General features: G+C 53.0%; 20 protein-coding genes. 6 read left to right on the top strand and 14 right to left on the bottom strand.

Going from position 1 to position 25,669, the window contains the following annotated elements:
• Window positions 1-14: 14 nt before the first annotated feature.
• Window positions 15-1,016, bottom strand: coding sequence for a GTP 3',8-cyclase MoaA (gene moaA, locus M6D81_RS16970; RefSeq protein ID WP_262678106.1), 1,002 nt, complete (start codon window positions 1,014-1,016; stop codon window positions 15-17).
• Between the two features lie 128 nt (window positions 1,017-1,144).
• Here moaA and M6D81_RS31715 point away from each other — a divergent pair, with 128 nt between their 5' ends.
• The 3 genes from M6D81_RS31715 to M6D81_RS16950 all read left to right on the top strand — a co-directional run bounded on the left by M6D81_RS31715 (window position 1,145) and on the right by M6D81_RS16950 (window position 4,220).
• Complete coding sequence (locus M6D81_RS31715) at window positions 1,145-1,918, top strand: molybdenum cofactor biosynthesis protein (RefSeq protein WP_317259138.1); 774 nt, start codon at window positions 1,145-1,147, stop codon at window positions 1,916-1,918.
• Window positions 1,919-1,935: 17 nt separating this feature from the next.
• Entirely contained in the window at window positions 1,936-3,033 is a 1,098-nt protein-coding gene (locus M6D81_RS16955) for a ThiF family adenylyltransferase (protein WP_262678105.1), read from the top strand.
• Between the two features lie 113 nt (window positions 3,034-3,146).
• The gene (locus M6D81_RS16950) at window positions 3,147-4,220 is read left to right on the top strand and encodes an HD-GYP domain-containing protein (RefSeq protein WP_317259137.1); all 1,074 of its coding nucleotides are present in this window, start codon (window positions 3,147-3,149) and stop codon (window positions 4,218-4,220) included.
• Window positions 4,221-4,304: 84 nt separating this feature from the next.
• Here the strand turns inward: M6D81_RS16950 and sufB are convergent, their stop codons facing one another.
• The 6 genes from sufB to M6D81_RS16920 all read right to left on the bottom strand — a co-directional run bounded on the left by sufB (window position 4,305) and on the right by M6D81_RS16920 (window position 10,235).
• Window positions 4,305-5,702: a Fe-S cluster assembly protein SufB gene (sufB, locus tag M6D81_RS16945; RefSeq protein ID WP_262678103.1), complete on the bottom strand. Its 1,398-nt coding sequence runs from the start codon at window positions 5,700-5,702 to the stop codon at window positions 4,305-4,307.
• Between the two features lie 26 nt (window positions 5,703-5,728).
• The gene (gene sufU, locus M6D81_RS16940) at window positions 5,729-6,160 is read right to left on the bottom strand and encodes a Fe-S cluster assembly sulfur transfer protein SufU (RefSeq protein ID WP_262678102.1); all 432 of its coding nucleotides are present in this window, start codon (window positions 6,158-6,160) and stop codon (window positions 5,729-5,731) included.
• Window positions 6,147-7,373, bottom strand: a complete 1,227-nt coding sequence (locus tag M6D81_RS16935) for a cysteine desulfurase (RefSeq protein WP_262678101.1) — start codon at window positions 7,371-7,373, stop codon at window positions 6,147-6,149. The genes sufU and M6D81_RS16935 overlap by 14 nt, the downstream gene beginning before the upstream one ends.
• Entirely contained in the window at window positions 7,370-8,677 is a 1,308-nt protein-coding gene (sufD, locus tag M6D81_RS16930) for a Fe-S cluster assembly protein SufD (RefSeq protein ID WP_262678100.1), read from the bottom strand. Before sufD ends, M6D81_RS16935 begins: the two co-directional genes overlap by 4 nt.
• Before the next feature lie 22 nt (window positions 8,678-8,699).
• Window positions 8,700-9,479, bottom strand: a complete 780-nt coding sequence (sufC, locus tag M6D81_RS16925) for a Fe-S cluster assembly ATPase SufC (RefSeq protein WP_262678099.1) — start codon at window positions 9,477-9,479, stop codon at window positions 8,700-8,702.
• 180 nt (window positions 9,480-9,659) lie between these two features.
• Entirely contained in the window at window positions 9,660-10,235 is a 576-nt protein-coding gene (locus M6D81_RS16920; RefSeq protein WP_262678098.1) for a DUF1802 family protein, read from the bottom strand.
• Between the two features lie 166 nt (window positions 10,236-10,401).
• On the opposite strand from M6D81_RS16920, the gene mtnK reads away from it, so the two are divergent.
• On the top strand, window positions 10,402-11,610 hold the full coding sequence (mtnK, locus tag M6D81_RS16915; RefSeq protein WP_262678097.1) for an S-methyl-5-thioribose kinase: 1,209 nt from the start codon (window positions 10,402-10,404) through the stop codon (window positions 11,608-11,610).
• Between the two features lie 43 nt (window positions 11,611-11,653).
• A complete protein-coding gene (gene mtnA, locus M6D81_RS16910) occupies window positions 11,654-12,709 on the top strand; it encodes an S-methyl-5-thioribose-1-phosphate isomerase (protein ID WP_262678096.1) in 1,056 nt (351 codons plus the stop codon).
• 663 nt (window positions 12,710-13,372) lie between these two features.
• Here mtnA and M6D81_RS16905 read toward each other — a convergent pair.
• Window positions 13,373-13,678 carry a YunC family protein gene (locus M6D81_RS16905; protein WP_262678095.1) on the bottom strand — a complete coding sequence of 102 codons (306 nt, stop codon included), beginning with the start codon at window positions 13,676-13,678 and terminating at the stop codon, window positions 13,373-13,375.
• 234 nt (window positions 13,679-13,912) lie between these two features.
• On the opposite strand from M6D81_RS16905, the gene M6D81_RS16900 reads away from it, so the two are divergent.
• Entirely contained in the window at window positions 13,913-14,401 is a 489-nt protein-coding gene (locus tag M6D81_RS16900; RefSeq protein WP_262678094.1) for a hypothetical protein, read from the top strand.
• Between the two features lie 23 nt (window positions 14,402-14,424).
• On the opposite strand, the gene M6D81_RS16895 is transcribed toward M6D81_RS16900, so the two are convergent.
• The 6 genes from M6D81_RS16895 to M6D81_RS16870 form a co-directional block, all read right to left on the bottom strand.
• Window positions 14,425-16,242 (bottom strand): sensor histidine kinase, encoded by a 1,818-nt coding sequence (locus M6D81_RS16895; RefSeq protein WP_262678093.1) that lies wholly within the window; start codon window positions 16,240-16,242, stop codon window positions 14,425-14,427.
• On the bottom strand, window positions 16,232-17,893 hold the full coding sequence (locus M6D81_RS16890; protein ID WP_262678092.1) for a response regulator: 1,662 nt from the start codon (window positions 17,891-17,893) through the stop codon (window positions 16,232-16,234). The genes M6D81_RS16895 and M6D81_RS16890 overlap by 11 nt, the downstream gene beginning before the upstream one ends.
• A gap of 13 nt (window positions 17,894-17,906) precedes the next feature.
• A complete protein-coding gene (locus M6D81_RS16885) occupies window positions 17,907-20,033 on the bottom strand; it encodes a hypothetical protein (RefSeq protein ID WP_262678091.1) in 2,127 nt (708 codons plus the stop codon).
• A 5-nt stretch (window positions 20,034-20,038) separates the two neighbouring features.
• Complete coding sequence (locus M6D81_RS16880) at window positions 20,039-21,661, bottom strand: glycoside hydrolase family 71/99 protein (protein ID WP_262678090.1); 1,623 nt, start codon at window positions 21,659-21,661, stop codon at window positions 20,039-20,041.
• A gap of 119 nt (window positions 21,662-21,780) precedes the next feature.
• On the bottom strand, window positions 21,781-23,784 hold the full coding sequence (locus M6D81_RS16875) for an FG-GAP-like repeat-containing protein (protein ID WP_262678089.1): 2,004 nt from the start codon (window positions 23,782-23,784) through the stop codon (window positions 21,781-21,783).
• A gap of 70 nt (window positions 23,785-23,854) precedes the next feature.
• Window positions 23,855-25,645: a type 2 periplasmic-binding domain-containing protein gene (locus M6D81_RS16870; RefSeq protein ID WP_262678088.1), complete on the bottom strand. Its 1,791-nt coding sequence runs from the start codon at window positions 25,643-25,645 to the stop codon at window positions 23,855-23,857.
• Window positions 25,646-25,669: the final 24 nt, after the last annotated feature.

Raw genomic sequence — 25,669 nt, 5'->3', positions numbered from 1 at the left:
TATTCCAATGGCCGCTAGCCGCCTATTTGCGACATTCTTCGGCTTGTGGGCGTATGCGACTGCCCTTCGCCGGCCAGCTTCATGGCCATTTCGTGATTCTCAGGCTTGATCGCCATCGCCCGATAGAACAATTGCTTCATATCCTCTTCGCTGCCGAGCGCCTGCTTCACATTCAATTCGTCGACCCAATACAGGCATGGCTTCAGATGACCGTCTGCCGTCAGCCGCAATCGGTTGCAGCTCCGGCAGAATTGATCGCTGACGGGATGGATGAGACCGAATGAGCCCTGCGCCCCCTCCATCTGCCAATTCTCGGAAGGCCCGCTTCCTGTCACCCCGTCCTCCCTCGTCAACCTATATCCTTGCTGCCGGGCAATGTCCATCACCTTCTGTAGCGGCAAATAGTGCTTCTTCCACCCGTCGTCCGCATGCCCGATCGGCATGTATTCAATGAATCGCACATGAAGCGGCTTCTCGTAAGCCAGCTCCAGGAAAGCGGCAATCTCATCCTCGTTCAAGCCCTTAAGCAGGACGCAGTTCAGCTTAACGGGGTGAAATCCGGCATCGCAAGCCGATTCAATTCCTTCCAGCACCCGCTGAATTCCGCCGCTTCTGGCGATCAGGCGAAATCTCGCGGGGTCCAGCGTATCAAGGCTTATATTGACCCGGTTCAGACCGGCGGCCTTCAAGGCATGCGCTTCCTTGGCGAGAAATATCCCGTTCGTCGTCATCGCGATATCCGTTATGCCCGGTATCCGGGACAACCGCTGGATAAGCTCCGCCAGCCGCGGCCTGACCAGAGGCTCTCCTCCTGTAATTCGCAGCTTGCGGATGCCAAGCGACGCACCCGCACGGACAACCTTCTCAATGTCGTCATACGAAAGCAATTTGTCCGATTCCGTGAAGGACGCCCCTTCTTCCGGCATGCAATACAGACACCGCAAGTTGCATCGGTCCGTCACCGATATGCGCAGATAATGATGAGCGCGTCCGAATCGATCCGTTAGCTCCTGCATGCCGCTCACTTCCTTCACGTTATATTGGTGAGGATTTTCTTATTCACTATACAATGCATCATAACATTTTTTCGGCCTTTATGGTAATGTAGAGACATACTTGAACGCACTGAAGGGAGGCTGGGCACGTGACTTACGTGTGGACTGTCAAACTATTCGCAGGCTTGCCGGAGAGGCTGGGAGACAGCGTGATTAAGCTGGAATTGCAAGCCGGGGAAATGCATGCTGCCCGGCTAAAGCAATATATTGCCGAAGCTTATCCGGAGCATTCCGGACTCGTGAACATGTCGTTCATCGCCCGCAATCATGCCTATGCACCTGATCAGGAGCTGCTGCATTGGCAAGACGAGCTTGCGCTGCTTCCGCCCGTATCCGGGGGACAATCCGGAGAACGGGCGGCAACGAATGCGGACTTGGGAGGACGAGAGGAGCTATACGCCATAACGTCTCATCCCATTCATGCCGATGAGGTGCTTCGCAAAGTCGTTGCCAAAGAGCATGGCGCTACTCTTCTATTCATCGGCACAACCCGGGAATGGACCGGCGACAAGCGTACAGTGCTGCTGGAATACGAGGCCTACGAGCCGATGGCAATCGCGATGATGAAGCAGATCGGCGAGGAATTGCACGGCAAGTGGCCCGGCTCACACTGCGCGATCACACATCGCATCGGCCCTGTCGGCTTGGCTGAGACAAGCGTCGCTATCGCTGTATCTACCCCGCACCGGAACGATTGCTATGAAGCAAGCCGTTACGCCATTGAGCGCTTGAAGCAGATCGTACCTGTATGGAAGAAGGAAGTGTGGGCGGACGGTTCGGAATGGAAAGGGTATCAAGGGGAACGGTGGAACCCTGCAAGTCCGGTTCAGCTTTCGGAACGCAGTCGGACAGGAGATAGCTAGGAAAGGTGGAGCGGCCCATGAATAAACACAATGAATGGAATGAGCAGGATGAGCCGCAACCATCGTCGATTGCAGCGGCACCTGGTCCGGAGTCGCGCTACAGCCGTCAAATTCGCTTCCGGCCTATTGGCATGGAGGGACAAGCTGCTCTGTCGGCAGGGCGGGCGGCCGTCGTCGGCATGGGAGCGCTGGGCTGTATCATCGCGCAGCACCTGGTCAGGGCCGGTATCGGCTACATACGCATAATCGATCGGGACATTGTCGAGCGGAGCAATCTGCAGAGACAGTTGCTGTATAAAGAGCAAGATGCCGACAATGGTCTGCCCAAGGCGGAAGCTGCCGCCTCCAGATTGCGGGCGATGAACAGCTCCGTAGCTATTGAGCCCGTTATTGCGGACGTGTCCCCGTACAATACGGAGCGATGGCTATCCTCCGTTGATGTCGTCCTCGACGGCACGGACAACTTCTCGACGCGTTATCTGTTGAACGATTACTGCGTCAAGCATGCCATCCCCTGGATTTATGGAGGTGCCGTCGGTGCCTCGGGCATGACGATGAGCATTATCCCGTCGACCACCCCCTGCTACCGCTGCTTATTCCGCGACCCACCGTTGACGGGAACATCGGATTCCTGCGAGACGGCGGGCGTCATCTCTCCTGTTGTCGATGTGATCGGCTCTATCCAAGCGGCCGAGGCGATCAAGCTGCTCTCGGGACGTGCTTCGGCTATCAGCCGGTCACTCATGCAGGTCGATCTGTGGCATAATGTCTGGATGCCGCTGACGATACCGGAAGCGCCGGTTCCGGACTGCCCCTGCTGCGTCAAGAGATCGTTCACCTTCTTGAACGGGGATACGGCCGGCCAGCCGTCAACTGTCTTATGCGGCAGGAACGCCATACAAGTCGCTCCTCCGATGCCGCTCGAGCTGAATCTGGATGGAATAGCCGCCAAGCTGGCGCCGACGCACACGCTGCGGCAAAATGCTTATGTACTGAAGGTTCAGCTGGAGCAAGGCATTACTTTCGTGTTGTTTCACGATGGACGCGCTATCGTACAAGGGACGGATTGTTCGACTAAGGCAAGATCGATTTATTCTGAATTATTAGGTATTTAGTACCAATTATCACTTCCTCATATTGCCATCACTATCTTTGGTTGTTACTATGGAATGTATATATGCACAGGTACATATGAATAGCGCAGCGTTTTCCAATAACCATATTTGAGGTGTCTCTATTGAGGATTCATGTAACAGAAATTATAGACGGCGACCAATTGATCAATGACATCTTCAACAATTACGGATTGCACGTGTTATCCAAGGGTACAAAACTATACAGAAAAGAAGTTTCGCGATTGCTTCAGCATCAAATCGACTTCGTCGAAATAGCGGACCGGGAAGCCGGGACTGATGACGATCAGAAAAACCGTACATTGGAATCCACTGTAACGCCTAAATGGCTTCCTACTGTAGGCCCTATTTACGAAAACGCTGTCAATACCTTTCAGCAAATATTCGAACAGGCATTGGCAAGCGGCACGGTAGACGACCAGCAAGTTAAGGCCGTCACGGAGCCGCTTCTGAACAACCTGCAACTGGAACGGGATGTCGTATCCATGCTGCTGCTTCTCAACTCGCACAGCAGCTATACTTATCAGCACTCCGTACAAGTATGTATGCTATCCTATTACCTGGCTACGTGGCTGGGTTATTCACAGAAGGATGCGGCGCGGATCGGTCAAGCCGGCTTCCTGCACGACATCGGCAAATGCCGCATCCCGGAGTCCATCCTGAATAAGCCGGCGAAGCTGACGGAAGAAGAATTCGAGGAAATCAAGCGGCATACCGTATACGGCCATGAGATCATCATGAGCTCATTCCAGGATGAGCTGCTGGCGAAAGCGGCGCTGCAGCATCATGAGAGAATGGACGGCAGCGGCTACCCGCACGGGCTGAAGGGCGATGCTATTGGTCCCATTTCCATGATTATCGCCGTCGTTGACATTTACAGCGCTATGATTTCCGCACGCGTCTATCAGAAGGAACGGGATTTGCTCTATGTGCTTCGCGAGCTATATCGCCTCAGTTTTGAGCAGTTGGACCCGCACACGACTCATACATTCATCAAGCACATGATTCCCAACTTCATCGGCAAGAAGGTACGCTTGAATAACGATCAGTACGGCATTATCGTCATGACGCATCCAACCGACTTCTTCCGGCCTCTCATTCAGATTGGCGATACGTTCCTCGATCTGACGCAAGAGAGGGAGTATGAGATCGTACACGTCTATATGTAACAGCTGACAACAACGAGAAAGGGCTGCAGCGACAAGTCTTGGCATTGACTTGATCGCATGCAGCCCTTATAGATTGATATCGGATTACCCGATGGACCCTTCCATCTCGAACTTGATCAGACGGTTCATCTCTACCGCATACTCCATCGGCAACTCCTTCGTGAACGGCTCGATGAAGCCCATGACGATCATCTGCGTCGCTTCGTCTTCCGACAAGCCGCGGCTCATCAGATAGAATAGCTGCTCCTCCGACACTTTCGATACCGTCGCTTCATGCTCCAGTATAATGTTGTCGTTGAAGATCTCATTGTACGGGATCGTATCGGATGTCGACTCGTTGTCCAGAATGAGCGTGTCGCACTTGATGTTCGACTTCGCTCCATCGGAATTACGGCCGAACGAAGCCAAGCCGCGATACGATACTTTGCCGCCATGCTTGCTGATCGATTTGGATATGATCGTGGAGCTTGTATCCGGCGCCAGATGCGTCATCTTCGCGCCCGCATCCTGATGCTGGCCTTTGCCCGCTACGGCGATGGACAACACATTGCCCTTCGCTCCCCGTCCGCGCAGGACGACAGCGGGATATTTCATCGTCAGCTTGGAGCCGATGTTGCCGTCCACCCAATCCATCGATGCGTTCTCATCCGCTACCGCACGCTTCGTCACCAGGTTATAGATGTTAGGCGCCCAGTTTTGAATGGTCGTGTAGCGAACCTTGGAATCTTTCCGGCAAATAATCTCGACCACTGCGCTGTGAAGAGAGTTCGTGCTGTAGATCGGAGCCGTACAGCCCTCGACGTAATGCACGGAGCTGCCTTCGTCGGCGATGATCAGCGTACGCTCGAATTGGCCCATGTTCTCGGAATTGATGCGGAAGTAAGCTTGCAGCGGAATCTCGCACTGTACGCCCTTCGGCACGTAGATGAAGCTTCCGCCGGACCATACAGCGCTGTTCAATGCCGCGAACTTGTTGTCGTTCGGAGGAATAACCGTGCCGAAGTATTCCTTCATGATCTCCGGATGTTCGCGAAGCGCCGTGTCAGTGTCGGTGAAGATAACGCCTTGCTTCTCCAGATCCTCCTGCATGCTGTGATAGACAACCTCGGATTCATATTGCGCCGATACGCCGGCGAGGAATTTCTGCTCCGCTTCCGGAATGCCCAGCTTGTCGAACGTTTCTTTGATTTCCTGAGGAACCTCTTCCCATGTCTTGCCTTGCTTCTCGGAAGGCTTGACATAGTATTGAATGTCGTTGAAGTCAAGCTCGCTCAGATCGCCGCCCCAGGTTGGCATCGGCATTTTGTTGAATTGCTCAAGCGACTTCAGTCGGAATTCCAGCATCCATTCCGGCTCGTCTTTCATCTTGGAGATCGTGCGGACGACCTCTTCCGTCAAGCCTTTGCCCGATTGGAATATCGCCTTGTGCTCGTCGCGAAATCCGTATTTGTATTCTTCCATTTCCGGCATTTTCTTTGCCATCGGGATTCACTCTCCTTCTTGTATTGTTAATGCTTCCCGTCTTGTGTCTCAATGCCCTTGCGCAGAGCGTTCCATGCGAGTGTGGCGCACTTGATGCGGGCCGGGAACTTGTTCACGCCGGACAGCGCCTCGATATCCTCAAGCTCTTCGAACTCCACATCCTCGCCCTTCATCAGGCTGGAGAACTTCTCCGCCATCCGAAGCGCCTTCTCGAACTCCATCCCTTTGACGGCTTCCGTCATCATGGATGCGGAGCTCATGCTGATGGAGCACCCCTCGCCTGTGAACTTGGCATCCAGCACCTTGCCATCCTCCACCTGAAGCTGCAGCGATATGCGGTCGCCGCAGGTAGGGTTGTTCAGGCTGACCGTCACCGCGCCTTCTTCCATCGTACCGCGGTTGCGGGGATTTTTATAGTGGTCCATTATGACTCTGCGATACAAATCATCCAATTGCATGACCGAAGAACTCCTTTGTTTGTAGTAATGCATCAGCCAACAGATCAATCTCATCTTCGGTATTGTATATATAAAAGCTTGCTCTAGCTGTAGCCGATACATTCAGCAGACGCATAAGCGGCTGGCAGCAATGATGGCCTGCCCGAATCGCAATGCCCTTGGAATCCAGAACGGTCGCCACGTCATGCGGATGGACATCCTCCAGATTGAAGGTGATCAATCCCGCTCGGTCGCGGCCCGGACCGTAAATCCGCAGTCCTTCCAGCGCCGACAACTTATCATAAGCATATGCGGACAGTTGCTTCACATGACGATCGATATTGTCCATTCCGATATCCTTCAGGAAGTCAATAGCGGCTCCAAGGCCTACGGCGCCGGCAATCATCGGAGTGCCGCCTTCGAACCGGTAAGGCGCTTCCTTCCAGGTCGCATCGTACAGATCGACGAAGTCGATCATCTCGCCGCCGAATTCGATCGGCTCCATGCCGTTCAGAAGCGACTTCTTGCCGTACAGCGCACCGATGCCGGTAGGTCCGCACATCTTATGGCCGGAGAACGTGTAGAAGTCGGCATCGATATCCCGAACGTCTACCGTCATGTGCGGAACGCTCTGCGCCCCGTCCACGACCATGACCGCGCCATTGCGATGAGCGATGGCGGCAATCTCCTTGACGGGATTCACGACACCGAGCACATTGGATACATGTGTGAGCGATACCACCTTGGTATTCGGCGTAATCGTCCGCTCTGCATCCTCCAGCGTGATCGTTCCGTCCTCTCCCATCGGGAAGAACTTCAATGCCGCTCCGGTCGCTTTCGCAACCTGCTGCCACGGGATAAGATTGGCGTGGTGCTCCATCTTGGAGATGACAATCTCGTCTCCTTCGCCGCATACGGCCCGCGCATAGCTGGAAGCGACCAGATTAAGCGCAGTCGTCGTGCCGCGGGTGAACACGATCTCTTCCGGCGAGGAAGCGTTCAGGAATTGCGCGACCTTCTCCCGCGCTCCTTCATAAGCGTCAGTCGCTCTGGAGCCCAGCGTATGGACGCCGCGATGGACATTGGCGTGATCCAGCTCATAGTACCGTTTTACCGCATCAATGACGGAACGCGGCTTCTGAGAAGACGCCGCGCTATCCAGGTAAACGAGCGGATGCCCGTTTACCTCTTGATGCAATATCGGGAATTGCTCCCGTATCGCATGTATATTCATCCCTGGAGCTTCCTTTCCAGCAGACGCTGCAGCTGCTCCCGTACCGCTTCCACCGGAATTTCCGATACAACCGGGGCTAGGAAGCCGTAGATAATGAGCCGTTCAGCATCCTGCTTCGTAATGCCGCGGGCCATCAGATAGTAGACCTGTTCCGGATTCACTTGGCCTACGCTCGCCGCATGGCCTGCGGTTACATCGTCCTCGTCGATCAACAGAATAGGGTTGGCGTCGCCGCGCGCTTTCGGGCTGAGCATCAGCACCTTCTCCGCTTGTACGCCGTTCGCTTTCGTCGCGCCGTGTTCAATTTTGGTCACGCCGTTGATGATCGCCGATGCCGAATCCTTCATGACGGCGCGTGTAACCATGTTGCTGTCAGAGCTTTTGCCGAAGTGCTGAGCGGCTGTCGTCAAGCTCATATTCTGCGACTTCTGGCCGACGCTGATTACTTTCGTGTCGGAAGTAGAGCCTTGACCGTTCAGCACCGACTTGGTCTCCGACATAGTGTTCCCGTCGTTCAGATCGCCGATGATCCATTCGATTCGTCCGTCGTTCTCTACGACTGCGCGGCGAACGCTTAGGTCTGCACCTGTCTCGCCGAGTGCATGAATGGTACCGAATCTGACTTGCGCGCCGCCTTTCACGAACACTTCCACGATGGAAGGATGCGTGAATTCGGCAGCAACCGCACTCTTATCCGTAACGACCGTATCCACATAAGTGACGCGGCTGTTGCTCTCCGCTACGATCAGAATATGCGGCGCGAAGGTTGCTTCCTGATTGTCGTTGAACAGGACGGCCTGCAGCGGCACTTCCACATCCACGTTTTTAGGCACATACAAGAAGATACCGCCATTCCACAGTGCTGCGTGAAGCGCAGTAAGCTTATCCTCATCTTTCTTCACCGCTTGGAACAAATATTGCTGTACGAGCTCGCCATGCTCGCGGCATGCCGTCTCCAGGTCGGTAAAGATGACGCCCTTCGCAGCCAAGTCCGCCGACAGACCGCTCCAAACCACGCCGGAGTTACGCTGTACGACCAGATTCTCGGTCCCCTTCGCAATCAGTTCCCCGGCAATGGCTGGCAGCTCAGAGACGGATTCCGCCTTGACCTGAGCCTCGTAATTGCCGACTGCTGTCAAATTCCAACGCTCGATCCGCATCTTCTCCGGCTTCGGCCATGGAAGCGTGCCTGCAAGCTCCGCCGACTCTCCGCGAAGCTGAACGAGCCAATCCGGTTCCCCCTTGCTCCGAGCGAGCGATATAGCCGATTCGCGGTCGGTCGGAGTCGTTAGTTGTATGCTCATGAATATATGCCTCCTTCTCCGATTAAGCCTGGCCGACCGTTTCGTCTTCGATGCCCAGCTCTTCTTTTACCCAATCATAGCCTTCGTTCTCAAGCCGCTGCGCCAGCTCCGGACCGCCCGACTTCACAATGCGGCCTTGCATCATAACATGGACATGATCCGGCGTAATATAGTTAAGCAGACGCTGATAGTGCGTAATGATAAGGAAGCTGCGCTCCTCGGAACGCATGGCGTTAACGCCGTTCGCTACGATGCGAAGCGCGTCGATGTCCAGACCGGAGTCGATCTCGTCCAGTACGACGACCTTCGGATCAAGCAGCATCATTTGCAGAATTTCATTCCGCTTCTTCTCGCCGCCTGAGAATCCTTCGTTCAGATAGCGATGTGCGAATTCCGGATTCATCTCCAGTTCCTTCATCTTGCCCTCCATCTGGCGGATGAACTTGATCAGCGAGATTTCGTTGCCCTCCTCGCGTCGTGCGTTAATCGCGCTGCGCAAGAAGTCGGAATTTGTCACCCCTGGAATTTCACTGGGATATTGCATGGCCAGGAACAGACCTGCGCGAGCGCGCTCGTCCACTTCCATCTCCATCAGATCTTCGCCGTCCAGCGTCACTTTTCCGGATGTCACTTCATATTTGGGATGGCCCATCAATGCGGATGCCAGCGTACTTTTGCCCGTTCCGTTCGGTCCCATGATGGCATGGATTTCGCCGCCGTTCATTTTCAGGTCGATGCCTTTCAGAATTTCTTTCCCTTCGATTTCGGCTTTCAAGCCCTCGATGACAAATTGTGTTGCCATTGTATACTGATCCCTCCAAGGTAAGTATGCTTCATAGAGTATTGCATTCTCGATGAGCCGTTGATTCTCACTGATTCTCAATAATTATTTTAATATAACTGTAGTTATAAATCAATGCAGCGCGAAACATTGTCCGTTCCAATCCCCACCAGCTCTTGACAACTGCCTCACGCCGACGAACTACGACAGTGCGGCCATCAATTTTTCCCGCATTCGGGTAAATTGTTCATCCGTCAGTACCGGCGCCAATTCCCGCTTTGGAACGTCATCCTCCAATTTTACCCATGATTTGCACCCGTTATAAGCGGGCCTCATAGGGATTTCTATCGTATCCTGCAGACGGTATACCCGTAGGATCAACAAATGCAGCGGATTTTTCCGCTTCCATCTGAGCCGCTCCTCGGCGAAGGCGTCCTCCCATATATGGCATTCACGCAGTTTGTCCAGCGTATCGCCATCGAATATTTCGATATCGTCAACTACCTCCGCATAGCCCTGCAAGCGGACCGTCTCCCAGTCCGGCGACCACTCCGTCAACGTGGCGGCCAGCTTGTTGCGGTACGGAGACTTCAACAGATGTTCCTTCTGATGTTCATACGCGGGCATGAGATAAAACCGGTTGTCCATCAGACGGAAGTCTCTTGTTTCCTCCGCAATGCCCCCTTTGCGCATGATCATGATCAACTCGCCCTCCAGCAGCGCCTTGACAGATACCGCCCATTCCTTCAGCGCGACCGCTTCACTCTGTATTGCCATAACCCAACTCTCCGCCCTTCCTGCAAGTGCTTTTCTTCTATTGTGAAAAAAACGGCGAATGAAGTCAATGATTGCGATAAAAGGTATTCCAAGGCGATTTCATTTCTATTATACTAGTAGGAATAGTGCCAATGAACGATTATACAATTCGGAGGGGAACGAAATCATGAGTGCATACCATCCTTTGAACGAAGGGGAAGCCATCTCGATCGCGAGCGGCATAGACGGATTTTTCCCGTCGGGCGCTTCGCTGCGCTGCCGGGAGATCGGTGACGGCAACCTGAATCTCGTCTTTCATATTATAGATGACGCCAGCGGCAAAAGCCTGATTATGAAGCAAGCACTGCCTTATGCGAAGGTTGTCGGCGAGTCCTGGCCGCTCACGCTCGACAGAGCCCGGATCGAGAGCCGGAAGCTGCTTCTTGACGGCAGGCTTGTTCCGGAATTGGCTCCAGTTGTCCACCGATACGACGCGGATCTCGCGCTCACGATTATGGAGGACCTCAGCGACCATGTCATTATGAGGCAAGGCTTGATGGAGCGCGCGCGCTATCCGCATTTCGCGGATCATATCTCTACGTATATGGCGCGCACCTTGTTCTTCACATCCGATCTCGGCTGCAACCAACAGGAGAAGAAGCTGGATGTGAAGGACTATATCAATCCTGAACTGTGCAAAATAACGGAGGATCTCATCTTCGACGATCCATATACCGTGTCGCCCAACAATAATATAGAAGCATCGATCGAAGACGCTGCGGCACTGCTGCGAACGGACGGCGAGCTGCAGCTTGAGGTGGCTATTCTGCGGGACAAGTTCCTGACGAAAGCCGAAGCGCTGCTGCACGGCGACCTTCATACGGGAAGCATCTTCGTGAGACCGGATTCCACGAAGGTGATCGATCCGGAATTCGCTTACTACGGCCCGATGGGGTTCGATATCGGCGCGATTATCGCCAACCTGCTGCTCAATTATGTCGGGCAGGAGCATTGGTCCTCGGACGAGGCGGCTCGGACAGAATATCGCAGCTATCTGCTGGACACGGTCAGCGGAATCTGGAACGGATTCCATGACAAATTCGTTGGCCTGTGGGAAGAGCACGGCGTAGACCGCCTGGCCTCGACTGCACCCGGCTATCGCGATTATTATATGAAGACGCTGCTTCAGGACGCAACCGGCTTCGCGGGCTGCAAGATGGTTCGCCGAATCGTCGGCCTCGCTCATGTCGCCGACATCGACCGGATTACGGATGGCGCGACAAGGGAACGTTGCCAGCGTCAAGCACTGGCAATCGGGACGGCGCTCATCCGCGGACATCGGAACATCTCGTCCATCGGGCAGTTCATCGATATCGTCACGGCTCCTATAGCGTAGATGCATTGAAATGCAGGATTACGATCAGAGAGGAAGTAGCAACATGAGTGGAAATGACAACAGCTTGCAGTCCCTAATATGGAAAGGAGACCGGCTTGATCTGCTGGATCAGCGGCTTCTGCCGGAAGAGATTCTCTACCTCCCATTAACGACTCCTGAGGAAGTATGGGAAGCGATCTCTCATCTGAAGGTACGCGGGGCCCCTGCGATCGGTATTGCCGCAGCATACGGCGTTGTGCTTGGCAGTCGCGACGCCTCCACCAAGGATGATTGGCTCGCGGCTGTAACCAAGCAAGCGGAATATCTCGCCACCTCCCGACCGACTGCGGTGAATCTGTTCTGGGCATTGGATCGTATGAAGGCCGCAGCTTCTGCGATTGCTGGCAATGAATCGGAGCTGGAACGCTGCAAGGCGGCTCTGGAGACGGAAGCCGTCACAATTCAGAGCGAGGATGAAGCGACGAACAAGGCAATCGGCGAGTATGCGCTGACGCTGTTCAAGGATGGCATGGGCGTATTGACGCATTGCAACGCTGGCGGACTCGCCACCGCGAAGTACGGTACGGCTCTCGCTCCCTTCTATTTGGCTCAGGAGCAGGGCATGAAGCTGAAAGTATTCGCCGATGAGACTCGTCCTGTATTGCAAGGCGCTCGCTTGACCGCATTCGAGCTGCAGCAAGCCGGAGTCGATGTCACCCTCATCTGCGACAATATGGCTGGACACGTCATGTCCAAGGGAATGGTGGATGCTGTTATCGTGGGTACCGACCGCGTAGCTGCCAACGGAGACGTTGCCAACAAGATCGGCACGTACAGCGTTGCGGTGCTGGCCAAGGCGCACGGCATTCCGTTCTACGTCGCTTGCCCCTTGTCGACGATTGATCTTGAGACGCCGACAGGTGAGCTGATTCCGATCGAAGAGCGCATCGCTGAAGAAATTACGGAAGGCTTCGGCAAGCGCACAGCGCCTCGTGACATCAAAGTATACAACCCGGCGTTCGATGTAACGCCTCACGAATATGTAACGGCCATTATTACGGAGAAGGGCATTGTACAAGCTCCTTACGAGGAAAACTTGCGCAAGCTGTTCCAGGAATAACGCAATAACCAGCATTCATTATGCTCCCTGCCTTCACTTTATGAGGCAGGGATTTTTTTCTCCCCTTTTTCTTGTCAGCCATTTTATTGGTATCTACTCACTATCCCCTTTATTCAGGTGCGCACTATTGAACTTCTCCCAAACTCTTCATTAGATACGTTCCTGAGTCGATGGGAGACGAGAGCCTGGACGAATTCTGGTGAGGCTAATACGACAATTCCTGAGGCAAAGGGAGAATGAGCTCTTTCGATTTCATGCACATGCCAAGCTACGTAACCAGTTCCTGAGATAACGAAAAGCAAGCCTGCGAACCACTTGTACAGCTACCTGCATAAATCAAGGTGTTGAGTAAATTGCAGCGGGAGATTTCCAACAGCCTGAAGTATACAGGTATGAACTAATCATGAACTAATCACGATCAAACCATGAACTAATCATGTACAAGTAATATACAGGCAAGCCACGTATAAGATACATATAAGATACATATAAAAGCCACAGGAAAGCCACTGCCCAATGCTGCTTCATAAGATGCTTCGTCATGCCGCTTCTTCATGCTGCCTCCACACAGCTGCGTGCTTACTCCCCCAACATTTTTTGTCGGAATTTCTTACTGAGTCACAGTCGCCGCTATTGCATCTATAGATTGAAGTTGAAGCATAGCTAAAGCATTAACCGCAACGCATCCTTTCCTTTCATACCCGCCGTAATGCCAAGTGCTTCCGCTTTTATCGTGACCGACTCCAGCGGCGCTTCGAACAATTCCTCCAATGTACGCACGCCGACCGCACGACCGGCAATAATCTCACGGTCGCGCAGCCGATCATTCAGGAGCGCGACATCCAATGCGCCGCACATAATATATCCTCGATCTGTCGAGATCGACAGCAAATTCGTCTTCGGTAATTTCACTTCAGCACCAAGTACGGTTTCTCCGCTTTCCAGCTTAAAGGGAATCATCCGCATCATCCGCATCCACCTCCCCGAGCTTCCAATTCATATTGCAATATGTCACTGCATCATCATTATATGCGCCTCCCCTGTATCAGTGTGGTCAATCGCATAGATGAAGAGAGCCTCATTATTCCCTCCATCTCATACAAAAAGTGCCATAAATATGAATATTTAGTCCTATAACGTTTTTGCGATTAGTGGTATATTTAGACTATATCATTTGCAGTTGAAGGGCGGGGAATGACAGGCATGAGCATTTATACAAATAGAGAGAAGAAGAATACATATGTGTATCAACTGGAAGTCATGATCGAAGACGATAGCCATACAGCCGCTCTGGAGCAGCTCATTCGGAGAATGAATGGAAGCGGATTCCTTGATTATAAGATTACGTCCGGCATTCAACTTGGACAACTCATTGAAGAGAGAAAGTCCGATGCCTCATCGACAATACCCATCCCGATCGAGCCGCAGTCCGGCGAGGTTAGTCAGCAAGGTGATCAGTCACATGCACCGGCTGATCCAGCCGTTCATGACACCTTTCACAGCTTCCGGAAAGTGATGAGCAACAACACATTAATTCGTCTCATCGTGAACAGAGGTCTCGGCATCAAGATGAGCATTCCTTGCCGGATCATTAATATAAATGAAAACGAGCAGCTGCTGACGATATACCATGTGGACGAAAAGCAAGTGTACACCTTCCGTATGAATGAGATCGAGGACTTTCAGGAGTAAGCAGAATCAGAGCCCCGGGTATGCTATGCCCCGGGCTCTGACTGCGTTAACGATGTGGATGGAAGAGGAATTCTCAAGGTAATCCGCGTACCGGCCCCTGATCGGCTTTCAATGGCAAAACCGTAATGATCGCCCCAGCACAGCTGAATACGCTTGCGAACATTCACGAGCCCGTAGCCGCTATGACCGCCTTTATCCGGCACTGCATCATTGATGCGTCTCTTTTGCTCCTCCCCTATTCCAATACCGTCATCCTCAATGAGGAACTGAATAGCGTTGTCGACCTTCCTTCCATGCACCTTGACGTGTCCCTGTCCCTTCTTAGGCCGCAATCCGTGAACAATCGCATTTTCAACAAATGGCTGCAGCAGCAGATGAGGAATTTTACATGCTAATAATTCCTCTGCAACTTGAATATCTTCGTGGAAATCGAAATGATAAGTAAAGCGGAGAATTTTCGTATATTCCTTGATCATCGTCAATTCGCTGCCAATGGTCGTCATATTCTCTCCGCGATTCAGAAAGTGCTTGAAAAACCGGATCAACGCCTCCGTGACGCCGCTAATTTCCTCCGCTCCAGCTCTCTTCGCTTTCCATCGGATTGTAGCCAACGTATTGTAGAGCAGATGGGGATTAATTTGCGCCTGCAGCAGTTCCACCTGGAGCAGTGATTTCTGCAGCTGCAGTTGAATCCGTTCCTCGCTCATCGTCTTCAACGATTCCACCAGCTGGTTCAAGGCACTGTCCAATTGGCCAATATCATCATGACCGGGGATAAGCGGAAGCGGTTCGTTCCAGTTGGATTGGATACGGTTCATCTTACGAGTCATACGATGCAGCCTTCTTGTGGACAAATGTGCGATAAAGAGAATTGTAACAAAGCACAGCACCAAGCTCAGCGTTAAAATGATCGTGACAACAAGTCCGATCGGTTTAAGCTGATCCGTAATAATGGCGTAAGGCATCATGGCTACGACGTCCCACCCCGTTACTTCAGACTTTACCGAGGCAATGAAAAACGGCGTCCCGTCTATCCACGTCTTCTTCACATGATGCCCAAGCTGGTTATCGCTTCTCAGCCGCTCCACCACGTTGCCGGACCATGCTTCACCTGAGCCGGAACCGCCTCTAAGCATAGCCTCAGTATCGCCTGCCAGCACAAGCTCTGCCCTCGTGTCCTCATTGCTGGTCTGCAATATTTTCTGAAATACTTCTTCCGGTATGTTGATAGTCAGAACGCCCAGTTCCTTCAGATCGCTGAACGATATTAGAAGATGATCGATCGAGATGTAGCGTCTTCCGCTTTCTTCGTAAAGCCAGCGCCACTGATGCTTATCGGGAGAGAGGCGCAGCTCGCGAAGCCACTGTTGCCCTTCGACTTCCCCGATATTGCGCAGCAGTCCGCTATCCTTCGCCAAAGTCTCATTATGCACATACATCGTGACATTCAGCATTTCGTTCCCTGCAGTGGATTCGGAGGATGATGAATACGTCATCTCGGACAATACCGGCTCCAGCACGCCCATGACATTCATATAGGCATTATACAGGCTATAGAAATCGCCATGCTGTTCTTTGAGCAGAGCCTGCAGAGAAGGATTGGCAAAGATGATTTTGGATTTCAGCAGATAGGAATCGAGCCTGTAATCGATCAAGGAAGCCGTCTGAACCAAATTTTGCTGCAGCAGCTGCTCGCTCATGCTTTCAAGGCGGTTTTTGGCGATTTGATAAATGACCAGTCCCGATCCCAGCACAACCATGCTGATGAGAGGCGTAAAGGCAATGATCAATTTCTGCTTAAGGCTTAAGTTTTGAAACCAGTTCATCAGCCTAATTAGCATGGATATGGCCTCTATTCTGCGAACCGCCCATCTTCTCGCGATACTCCTTCGGGGACATTCCCGTATACTGCCTGAACACATTGCGGAAATACGTCTCGTGATGATAGCCGACTGCGAGCGTAATATCATGAATTTTGCGATCTGTCTCCAGCAGAAGCTTCTTCGCTTGCTCGATTCTGAAGCGGGTTAAGTACTCCAGAATCGTCTCTCCCGTCTCCCCTTTGAACACGTTGTTCACGTAATTCGGGCTGTAGTGCAGCTCCTCGGATATTTCTTTCACCGTTACGGTTCCAGCGTAGCGTTCACTAATCAATGATTTCACCTTGTTGGCAATAATAACGGTCTGCGCTACGCTTCGCTGTTGAATGAAGGAACGGGCGTCCAGCAAATATTGAATGAGCCAATCCTTCGCCTCAGCCAAGCTCTCGAATCGCAACATCTTGTCCCAAGGGAGCTTGCTTGCGCTAAATTGTGACGACAAATCCTCATTCCATTCGCTTATCAGCTGCTGTCCGTAAAGTGCGGCGGCATAGCATAGATTGCAAGCCGCCGCTTGCGACAATATCCGATTGGCGGGAAACCAGTTCTCCAGGTAACTGGCCGCATCGGGGGAATCATCGGCAAACAGCAGCTTCTGCATATCCCTACGGATGACGGACAACAGGCCTGCATCGTCTTCCCATAAAGCATCCGTCTCTTCCACTTCCGATGCGCTTATCATCACTCCACGGCCAACATGAAATTTATGCCTCAGCGCCCTCTTCGCTTGCTCGTACTTCCTATCTACCTCCGCCAGCAGGGCGATAGGCTCGCTAATCCCGATCGATACGCTTAGATTCTCCCTTTCGAACCGCACCATTATATCTTCGGCTGTCTTGTAGCTCTCCTCCAGCGCTTGATCCGATTCCACTTCGGGGTTGAAGGACAGCAGCACCGCCCATTGCCCTTCGCTTGTCTCGCACCAAAGGAAAGAAGCAGAGCCAAGCAGCTCTGCGAGCCAATCTTCCCATCTCAGCTTGAACAACTCACGCTGTTCAATCGACATGTCGGACAAGCATGTCTCCACTCCATTCATCTCCACTGCCAATACGACATACATGCCTCGCTGCAGCGGGAAGCGGTAATATTGCACACAATCCCACAGCCACTTCTCGTCCAGCGCCTTATGCAAGCCCATGAACAGTTCTTTCGTCCACTTGGTTGCCATTAGCGGCAAGCTCTCCGCCAACAGCTGCTTCAGCCGGTACTCCTCCGCCTCACTCTCCTGCTGCCGCTTGCGAAGCTCAATGATGCGGTCCAGCTCGGTGAGGAATTCCTCCTCCACGATCGGCTTCATAATGAAGGAAGCCGCGCCTAGCTGAACGGCTTGCTTCGCATATTCGAACTTATGATAGAATGTGAAAAAAATAATATGAATCGACGGATAGAGCCGATTAATATGCTCTGCCAGTTGCAATCCGTTCATAAAAGGCATCTCAATGTCCGTCAGGACGAAGTCGGGCTGTACTTGCCGAATAAATTCAAGCGCATCCGCCCCGTTGCTTGTCTCACCGATAATTGCCACATCCAGCGAAGATTGCTCGACAATGTCCTTCACGCACTCTCTCTCCACGAAAAAATCGTCCACGATCAACAGCTTGTACGGCTCCATAAACGCCCTCCTGTCACATGTGTGTTAGCAATTGGAACAGTATCGTCTCGTATTGGGCCATGTGGATAGAGAACGAGGCGCACCTCCTTCCATCCATCATGTATTCACCCGTCATCGCGTCACGTACGATTCGGGGATCGGGCAATGTAATGATCTTTACGCCTGCCGATGCCGCATGCACGCACAAGAAATGTGTATTGGCATAGACGACATCCTCCGTATCCGTGTAAAGATGAACTCCCGCTCTCGCAGCGACGGTGCGCAGCACTGATGAAGGGAGGTCTGGAGCAACAGAATAATAGGATAAGCTCTTGCCGATGCGCTTCATCGCCAGTCCGCAATAGTCAGTTCCGGCCAGCTTGCCAAGCGCTGTCGCAGACTCGTCGCTTATCGCCAGAATAGGAGACACATGCTCCTCAACACCGTAGGAAACGCTTTCACCATCAACTTCCACGACTAACTTCAGCTTCTCCGCTTGAAGCTTGATTGCCTTAAAACCAGTTAACTTCCTAATTGTCGAAATGTCAAGTGCGGTGCCTGATACAATGCCTGGCGCATACGTCCAGCAAATGGAGCCGCCTCTCTCGCGTAATCCTTCTGCCAACCGATCAAGCTCCGGCGAATAGACGGCAACATTAAGCATCACATACAGCTTATAAGGCCGATTCTGCAGTCTGGACAAATCCGATACATCGTATACATGATAAGGGGCTCCTATCGAGCCGAGCCCCAGTCTTTGCCGATAAGTCCAGGCGTACGTTACGGCCGACTCCGGCCTCGTCCAGGCAAAAGATCGCTCATCCACAATGACGGCAACTTCCGCCGTCGAGGCGCGGCTGTCTAACGTTAACGCCCCATTGCCTACGGATGAGAATCGTGCCATGAGCTGCATGATTTCCGGATGGTCGTACCAGCCGCCCCACATGTCGAACCACCACATGCCGGAGCCCTCCGCCAGACATTTTCCGAAGTTTTTCAGCAGCAGGCTCTTCGTCACCGCCATGGATTCAGGCCCCTTCCATACGCCGCCTTCATACATGCCTGGAGGGCAGATGTCGGGACGCGCCTCCTTCAGCGGCTTGGTCAGACACGTTCTCGTGTCGCACTCCGTCCAGAGCATCTTCCCATGCAGCCAGATAGAGTGCGCTGCGGACATATAAGGCCAGTCAATGCCGGGCTGTCTGACGCCTAGATAGCTGTTGGGACTGCAGAAGAAGTCGATTGCCTCTTCATGCAATAACTTGGCCATATTGTGATGGCCTGCTCTCGCATCTGTTATCTCCAGTGCGTAGCCATAGAATACGCCTACCAGCAGCTCATTGTTGACCTGCCGCTTCACCAGACGGCTGAAGTGCACGATCGCATCGCCGGCCGCCTCGCTCAAAAATCGCCGATAATGCATAAGCAGCTCCTCGCTTGAAGGATCAAGAAACACTTCTCCTTCGTTCCGTTCCGACCTTCTGGCCAGCTCCAGCACACCGTCGGGAAGCTCCATCGCTTCCGCAGCGCCTTGGCTTCTCATTCGCTCCCGGAAAGCCCGGCTGGCCGGCTGGCCGAAATCCGCATAGGGCCAGCCGTGATAGGCCCATTCCTCCGTGCCTCCTGCACAAATATGAATGCCGATCAGATGAGCCCCATACTTTTGCCGCAAGTAAGACACTGTCTCTTGCAAGGCCCAGCCCGCATCATTCAGCCACCGCAAGGATGAGAACGACTGACGCCTTGTATCCCCGTCCAGCAGCGCGTTCAGCTCTTCAGGATACCGTTCATCCCACCAATGCGGCATATCCATATGAATGCGAGGGAACACATAAGCTTCCGGCACGGCCTTCAGCAGTCTCTCCATATCTTGATCCAGCGGTTCGAAGCAAAGTCCTTCGGGATTGTCCCATAGCCCTTGACGGAATGGGCCGATGCCGCTATCCGAGTTAATGCCTCTTCCCGCGAAATAGACCGGGACAGAGAACAAATTGACCCCCGCATCCGAGAAGGCCCGATAACAGGCGCGCTCGTCGAAATAAGACATATAGGCATGGACATCCCGGGGGATTCCATTGATGAACATAGTAGGAACCCCGCCGAATGGCTTAATCTCCGCTATCAACCGATTGTCTTGATCATTGTTGTCCACATTGTTCATAATCCTCACCTTGTCACGATTACAGGGTCCCCGATGAGAAAGGAATCAAAGGCCGTCGTTGCATCATCCCCCAACATCTCCTTGCCCCAACCGACCTTGAACGTAAGTTGAATGCTCTTGCCTGCATACGCCGACAAGTCGATCTTTACCTTCTCCTTCCAACCCGCTTCGCCGGTTATCCACTGTACATCCAATTCGTTGCCGTCCACAACGATTGCTGACGTAATGCCGTCGCTGGCGTTATTCACCTTTCCGGGATAATATTCCAGAGACAGCTTGTTCTCCTGCGGCAAATCCAATTGGACTGTCCCTTCTGCCCAACCGGGCACATTCAACCAAGCGGGATGCACTTTGAAGCCCTTTCGCTCGATGCGATCGTTCTCTTCTTCCAGCTGTTCGAACATGGGAGACAAGTCAGGTCTCGTTATTTCCTTGAATTCCGCGCCGTTCATCAGCCCTTCGGCCCGTTGCCCGTCTTCCAGCGTCGTTCCGTAGCTCCAGCCGTCACGTAATCCTTTAAAATCATCCACCCATGTCTGGAATACATCGATTACAACCTTGTTATTTTTATTCTCGCGCTTCTCCTCATAAGGCTTTCCCGTAAAGTATTGAGCGGGAATGACGATGACTGGCTTGCCTGCGGGCCGCTCCTTCCGCTTCACCATCTCGCCGTCCATGAATTGATACAACTGCCGCTTCCCTTCAACCCGATAGTAGTATCCTTCGAGGAAGCCGCTGCGCAAGCTGGCATATCCCTTCGTAATCTGCTCATACCAGTCCGGAGTCTCGTTCCCGTAAGCGTCCACCCAAGGCTCGGCAGTCTCGTTGCGAGGTGAGATGGCTTCGATGCCTGTCTCTTCCGCATGATCGTTGAAGGAAGAGATGACGATCATCTCCGGATTTCGCTTGACGGCTTCCGTCCACATCCTTATATAGTAATCACCGTTATCGCGGTCAATCGGGACAGTGCTGCGGCCTTGATGGGCCGTATCCCAACCCGGCATAACGCCGAACACCTCCGTGCTTGGCACATATTGATCGAACACCCATCCCCACAGGCCCGTCTCCGGAGCGACATGCACCCCTTCAGATGCGGAGCCCGTTGCCCAGCGGACGGTGAACCTGTCGTCATCCCACTTGTAGAACCATTCCGTCGTCGTGTAGTCGATAAGCAGCGGCTTGCCTTTCCAATGATAGTAGGAAGGTCGGTGAGCATAATCCTCGTAGATCAGATTAACCTCTGCCATATGCGCCTCCAGGCTGCCCGCCGCATACTGGCCCGCTCCGATCGCGAAGCAGATCTGCGGCGCTGTTCCTTCCTCCATGCTTTCCACCACATCGAATATCGCTTCAATGTTGTGCGCAATGTTCCCATTGTCTGCGAAGTGGCTGTTCGTATCATCCAATATGATATAATCGATTCCCGCAGACTTGATCCATTCCATATGCTTGCGTATAACGTCGGGATCGTCCGACGCATAGTCGCCGAGCACCGGCTTATACCGCGTCCATTCCTCCCAATGCTCGTCGTATGGCGCTTTATCGTCCCACCAGACGGTATACCATATCCCAATCTGAGGCCGGAACGCCCCATCCTCTTTCACTTCCGGAAATGCCGCTGCTTGCACAACATTCTCTCCTCTCCCGGTCCCATCGATGCAAAATGTGAATATGCAACAGCATAAAGCTATGACGAAAGACTTGACCATCGTAAATCCTCCCCGCTTCATCCGTATCATTCAAAACATTATGGTGAAGATGTTAACCAGCTATTGATATACTGCACTGTCATATCCCAATACATATCCGCGTCCAATGCCCCTTGTGCATTCAGCCACTTCTCGCTTGGCGCGTCAAGCTGGCTCGTATCCGCCGGCTGTATCGCCGTCTCTTCCGCAAATTCGTTGAATGAATTGATCACGACAATGCCAGGGTCCTCCTGCAGAACGCGATCCCACCCCAACTGACTGTAAAATCCGCCTCTAACGCCGTTGTATGTTCTGGATATCGTATATCCGACATTGTTGTTCTGTCCCGGCATAACGACCATAACGTCGGAATTCGGAAGTGATCCTTGCGGATAGCTCCACCCCATATAGAGACCGTAGTCGCTTGCCGGAGGCGTGTTCTCATAAGCGGAGCCGGCTTCCCAAGGCACCTTGCCCTGTATCCATCTGACCGTGAACGCGTCCGAAGCGGACTTGTCGCCCGTCCATTGCTCCCACTGTACTCGGTCGGTGTATTCGGCGTAGGATACGATTAACGGCTTGCCGTTCAAATGGTAGTAATGATCGCCGCCATATACAGGATGATTGGCAAATTCATTCCATACGATCGCGCTCTCCCCTTCCATCGTAGCCGGCTGATGCGATGTCTGCATTGCGCCGATGGCAATGGCATACCGTATTTTCCGGTTGGCGGGATCAGAATTCCAGACGGCTATCCGCTGGGCAAGGGCTACCGCTCTCTCCTTGATGTAACCGTTATCAACATTGATTCCATTGGTCTCATCCAGCAGCAGGAAGTCAATTCCCGCAGCTGCCAGCATGGCCAGATGCTCGTCAATCACCGCGGGATCGCCGCTATCGTAAGTATTATAGCTGCCGCCTGTTCGAGGCAAATACTTGATCGGCCTGCTATTCGGCAGAAGCCCGCCTTCCCATGTATTCAGCAGGTTCGGCTTGAAATAGTAATCGTCCGCAGGCATCGCTTTCCACAATCCCGTCGCGCCAGCGAACGCAACCGGCGCCTCCATGCCGCTTCCATAAATATCAGCCAGCCATTGCCGCGATGAACCGGCACCGTGGCGATACTTCCATACTGTGCCGGATGGCGTAAAGCTCCCCCCTGTCGATTCCGCCTTATACCAATTGCCGGCAGGACTGCTGTCCTCTTGATAGACAACGGCATCCGCTTTCCCATCGCCGTTCACATCTCCGGCGAAGACCGCTTCGGCGCCAGCTCCGAACCCGCTGGACCATTGCGTGTAAGCCGAGAAGCCGCTGCCGTTCGACAGGGCTGCCCACCATTCCCCCGTATCGCCGAAGTACACGATCGCATCGTCCTTCCCGTCTCCGTTCACATCCGCCAACAGACGGCTGTGCGAACCGCTGCCGTGTCCGGTTATCCAGCGGGACATGCCGCTGAAGCTGCTTCCGTTAGACAATGACACCCACCACTCTCCCGTCTGCTCGAAATAGACGACGGCATCGTCTTTCCCATCACCGTTCACATCCGCCATCAGTTGTTGTGATGAGCCCGCGCCATGTCCGACCGTCCACCGGGAATACGCGTTGAATCCGCTGCCGTTCGACAGCGCCGCCCACCAGCTGCCGTCTTGCTGGAAGTATACGATGGCATCATCCTTCCCGTCGCCGTTCACATCCGCAAGGAACTGGGCATGGGACCCCGTCCCATGTCCAGCGATCCATGCCGACGGTGAACCGAATCCGTCCCCGTCCGATAACGCGGCGTACCAGCCTCCGCTGCTGTTATCGAAGGTGACGGCATCCGACTTCCCGTCGCCGCTCACATCTCCCACGAGTTGATTGGAGGAGCCTGCTCCCAGCGATTGCGCCCAGAAGTAAGAACCTTCCTTCGCATACCAAGTGCTGTACCAAATGCCGATTTGCGGTGCATTCGCCACGGCCGCGGCATCATTGACAGTCCCATTTCCGTTCCCAACCATAAGCAAGCCAGCCATTGCTGCTGATAACATCCACTTTGCATATTTGCCGATACGCACAGACATTTTACCATCTCCAATCTACTCATTTATGAAAGCGGAATAAGCGGAGCACGATCATTTGCCATCGCCAGCATCACTTGCCAAGCGAAATTTTGAAGAAAGGCTTCATCTCTTCGATCGCCGCCTCATAGCCGCCCTTCTCATTGAATTCCGTCAGAAGATCGTCCCACATCGTATTAAACTGCGTCTCATCTTTGGTCATAAGCAGCTGTGCGGTTTTCGTCGTGCGGAAGGTATTCCAGTAATATTGCGACGTCTTATTGGATTCAATGCCGCTGGAAGGCAATACCGTTCCATCCGGACTCAGCTTGCTCTTGCCAGCCTCGATTCGCAAGTCTCCCCACGCGTCGAACTTTGGCGGCGACTTTCTGTACAGCTTGTTGTTGTAGAACGTCGCAGGAGCAGTCAGGAATGCCTTGCTCGTGTTATTGATGCCATAATACTCCGCATTCCGTGTGCCGGGCTCCACGACATCGCCGTTCAGGGAAGCAAGCAGCTCCTCATCCTTGAACATGCGCTTGCCGTCCTTCTCTTCATACAGCTCCGCACTGGCCGGTCCCCATGCCGTCAGCTCCATCGCTTCCTCTGTCTGGAACCAATCGAAGTATTTCAACAACCGTTCAATGTCTTTAAAGCCCTTCTTGATCAAAATGTTGGAGAAACCTGCAGGATAAGCGGCGTCAATATAAGAAGGATTGCCTGTCTCCAGCTCATATTGCGACTTCGGCCACGGAATCGGCCTCATCTCATAGTCTGGATTAATCGCTTTCATATTCCCCCTCGCCCCCGGCCAATCTGGTGTGAAGAAGGTAACGGCCACGCGTCCCGAAGCGGTTTTCTCCTGAAGCTGCTCCGGCTTCTGGATCAGATAATCCTTGTCCAGAATGCCGTCCTTGAACCATTGGCGAAGCTTGGCATAATAATCCTTCATGTACGGATTATGAATCCATCCCGACACCTCTCCCGATTGAGGGTTGGCATAGAAGCCTCCGGTCGGCGCATAGATCTGGCTCAGATGGTAGGCTCCCCAATCCGGCAGCTCCAGCGGAATGACCGACTTGCCGTTCTCCTTCAGATCAAGCGCTTTAATGTCGTACAACAGCTTCTCGAATTTTTCCGGCGTGTCCACAGGAGGGTCCAGCACCAGATCTTCATAAGTCAGCTGACGCGGGTTCTCGTCCAGCTCCGCTTGAAGCTCCTGCACCCCTTTAAATTGATAACCCAGCTTCTCCAATATATCTTCTCTTACGAACAAGTTCTGGGCGTATGGGGAACGGTAATGAATATCCCCTTCCATCAGCGCTTTCACTTCCGGATTGGACTGGTCTGGCATCGCATTCGTCGGAAGCGCAATCAGCTTGCCGTCTTGGGTCAGCATATTCCATCCGGTATCGGATACGAACTTATCCATATTGACAAGCAGGTCCTTATAAGGCGTCAAATCCTCGAATGCACCTGTCGCATACAGCACGGACAAGTTGGGGTTATCCGCCAATACGACATCGGGCAAGTTGCCCGCCGCGATGAGCATGTTGATTCGCTCGACCGGGCTCGTGCCGGCAGAGAAGATGACATCCTTCACTTGAATGTTGAATTTCTCTTCTACGACGGGCGTAACGACATCGTTGGGATTGTTGTAGCCGAACGGAGCGGTCGGATGCACCGTATCCAGGAACGTGTATTCAAGCAGCGGCAGTTCCTTCTCGCCTTCTTCCTTATTGCCGTCGCCGCTTGCTTTCCCTTGATTATTGCCGGAAGAGGATTGGCTGTTTCCCGGCTCGTTGCTGCTGTTCGAGCAAGCTGATGCGACGGACATGACAAGCAGGATCACAACAATCAATAAGCTAACACTGCGCATTTTCATAGCATTATGACCTCCAATTGGTTG

This window comes from Paenibacillus sp. J5C2022 (genome assembly GCF_025567625.1).
Classification (GTDB): domain Bacteria; phylum Bacillota; class Bacilli; order Paenibacillales; family Paenibacillaceae; genus Pristimantibacillus.
Note: the sequence above shows the minus strand (reverse complement) of the source record. Positions and strands in the feature narration are given on the sequence as shown.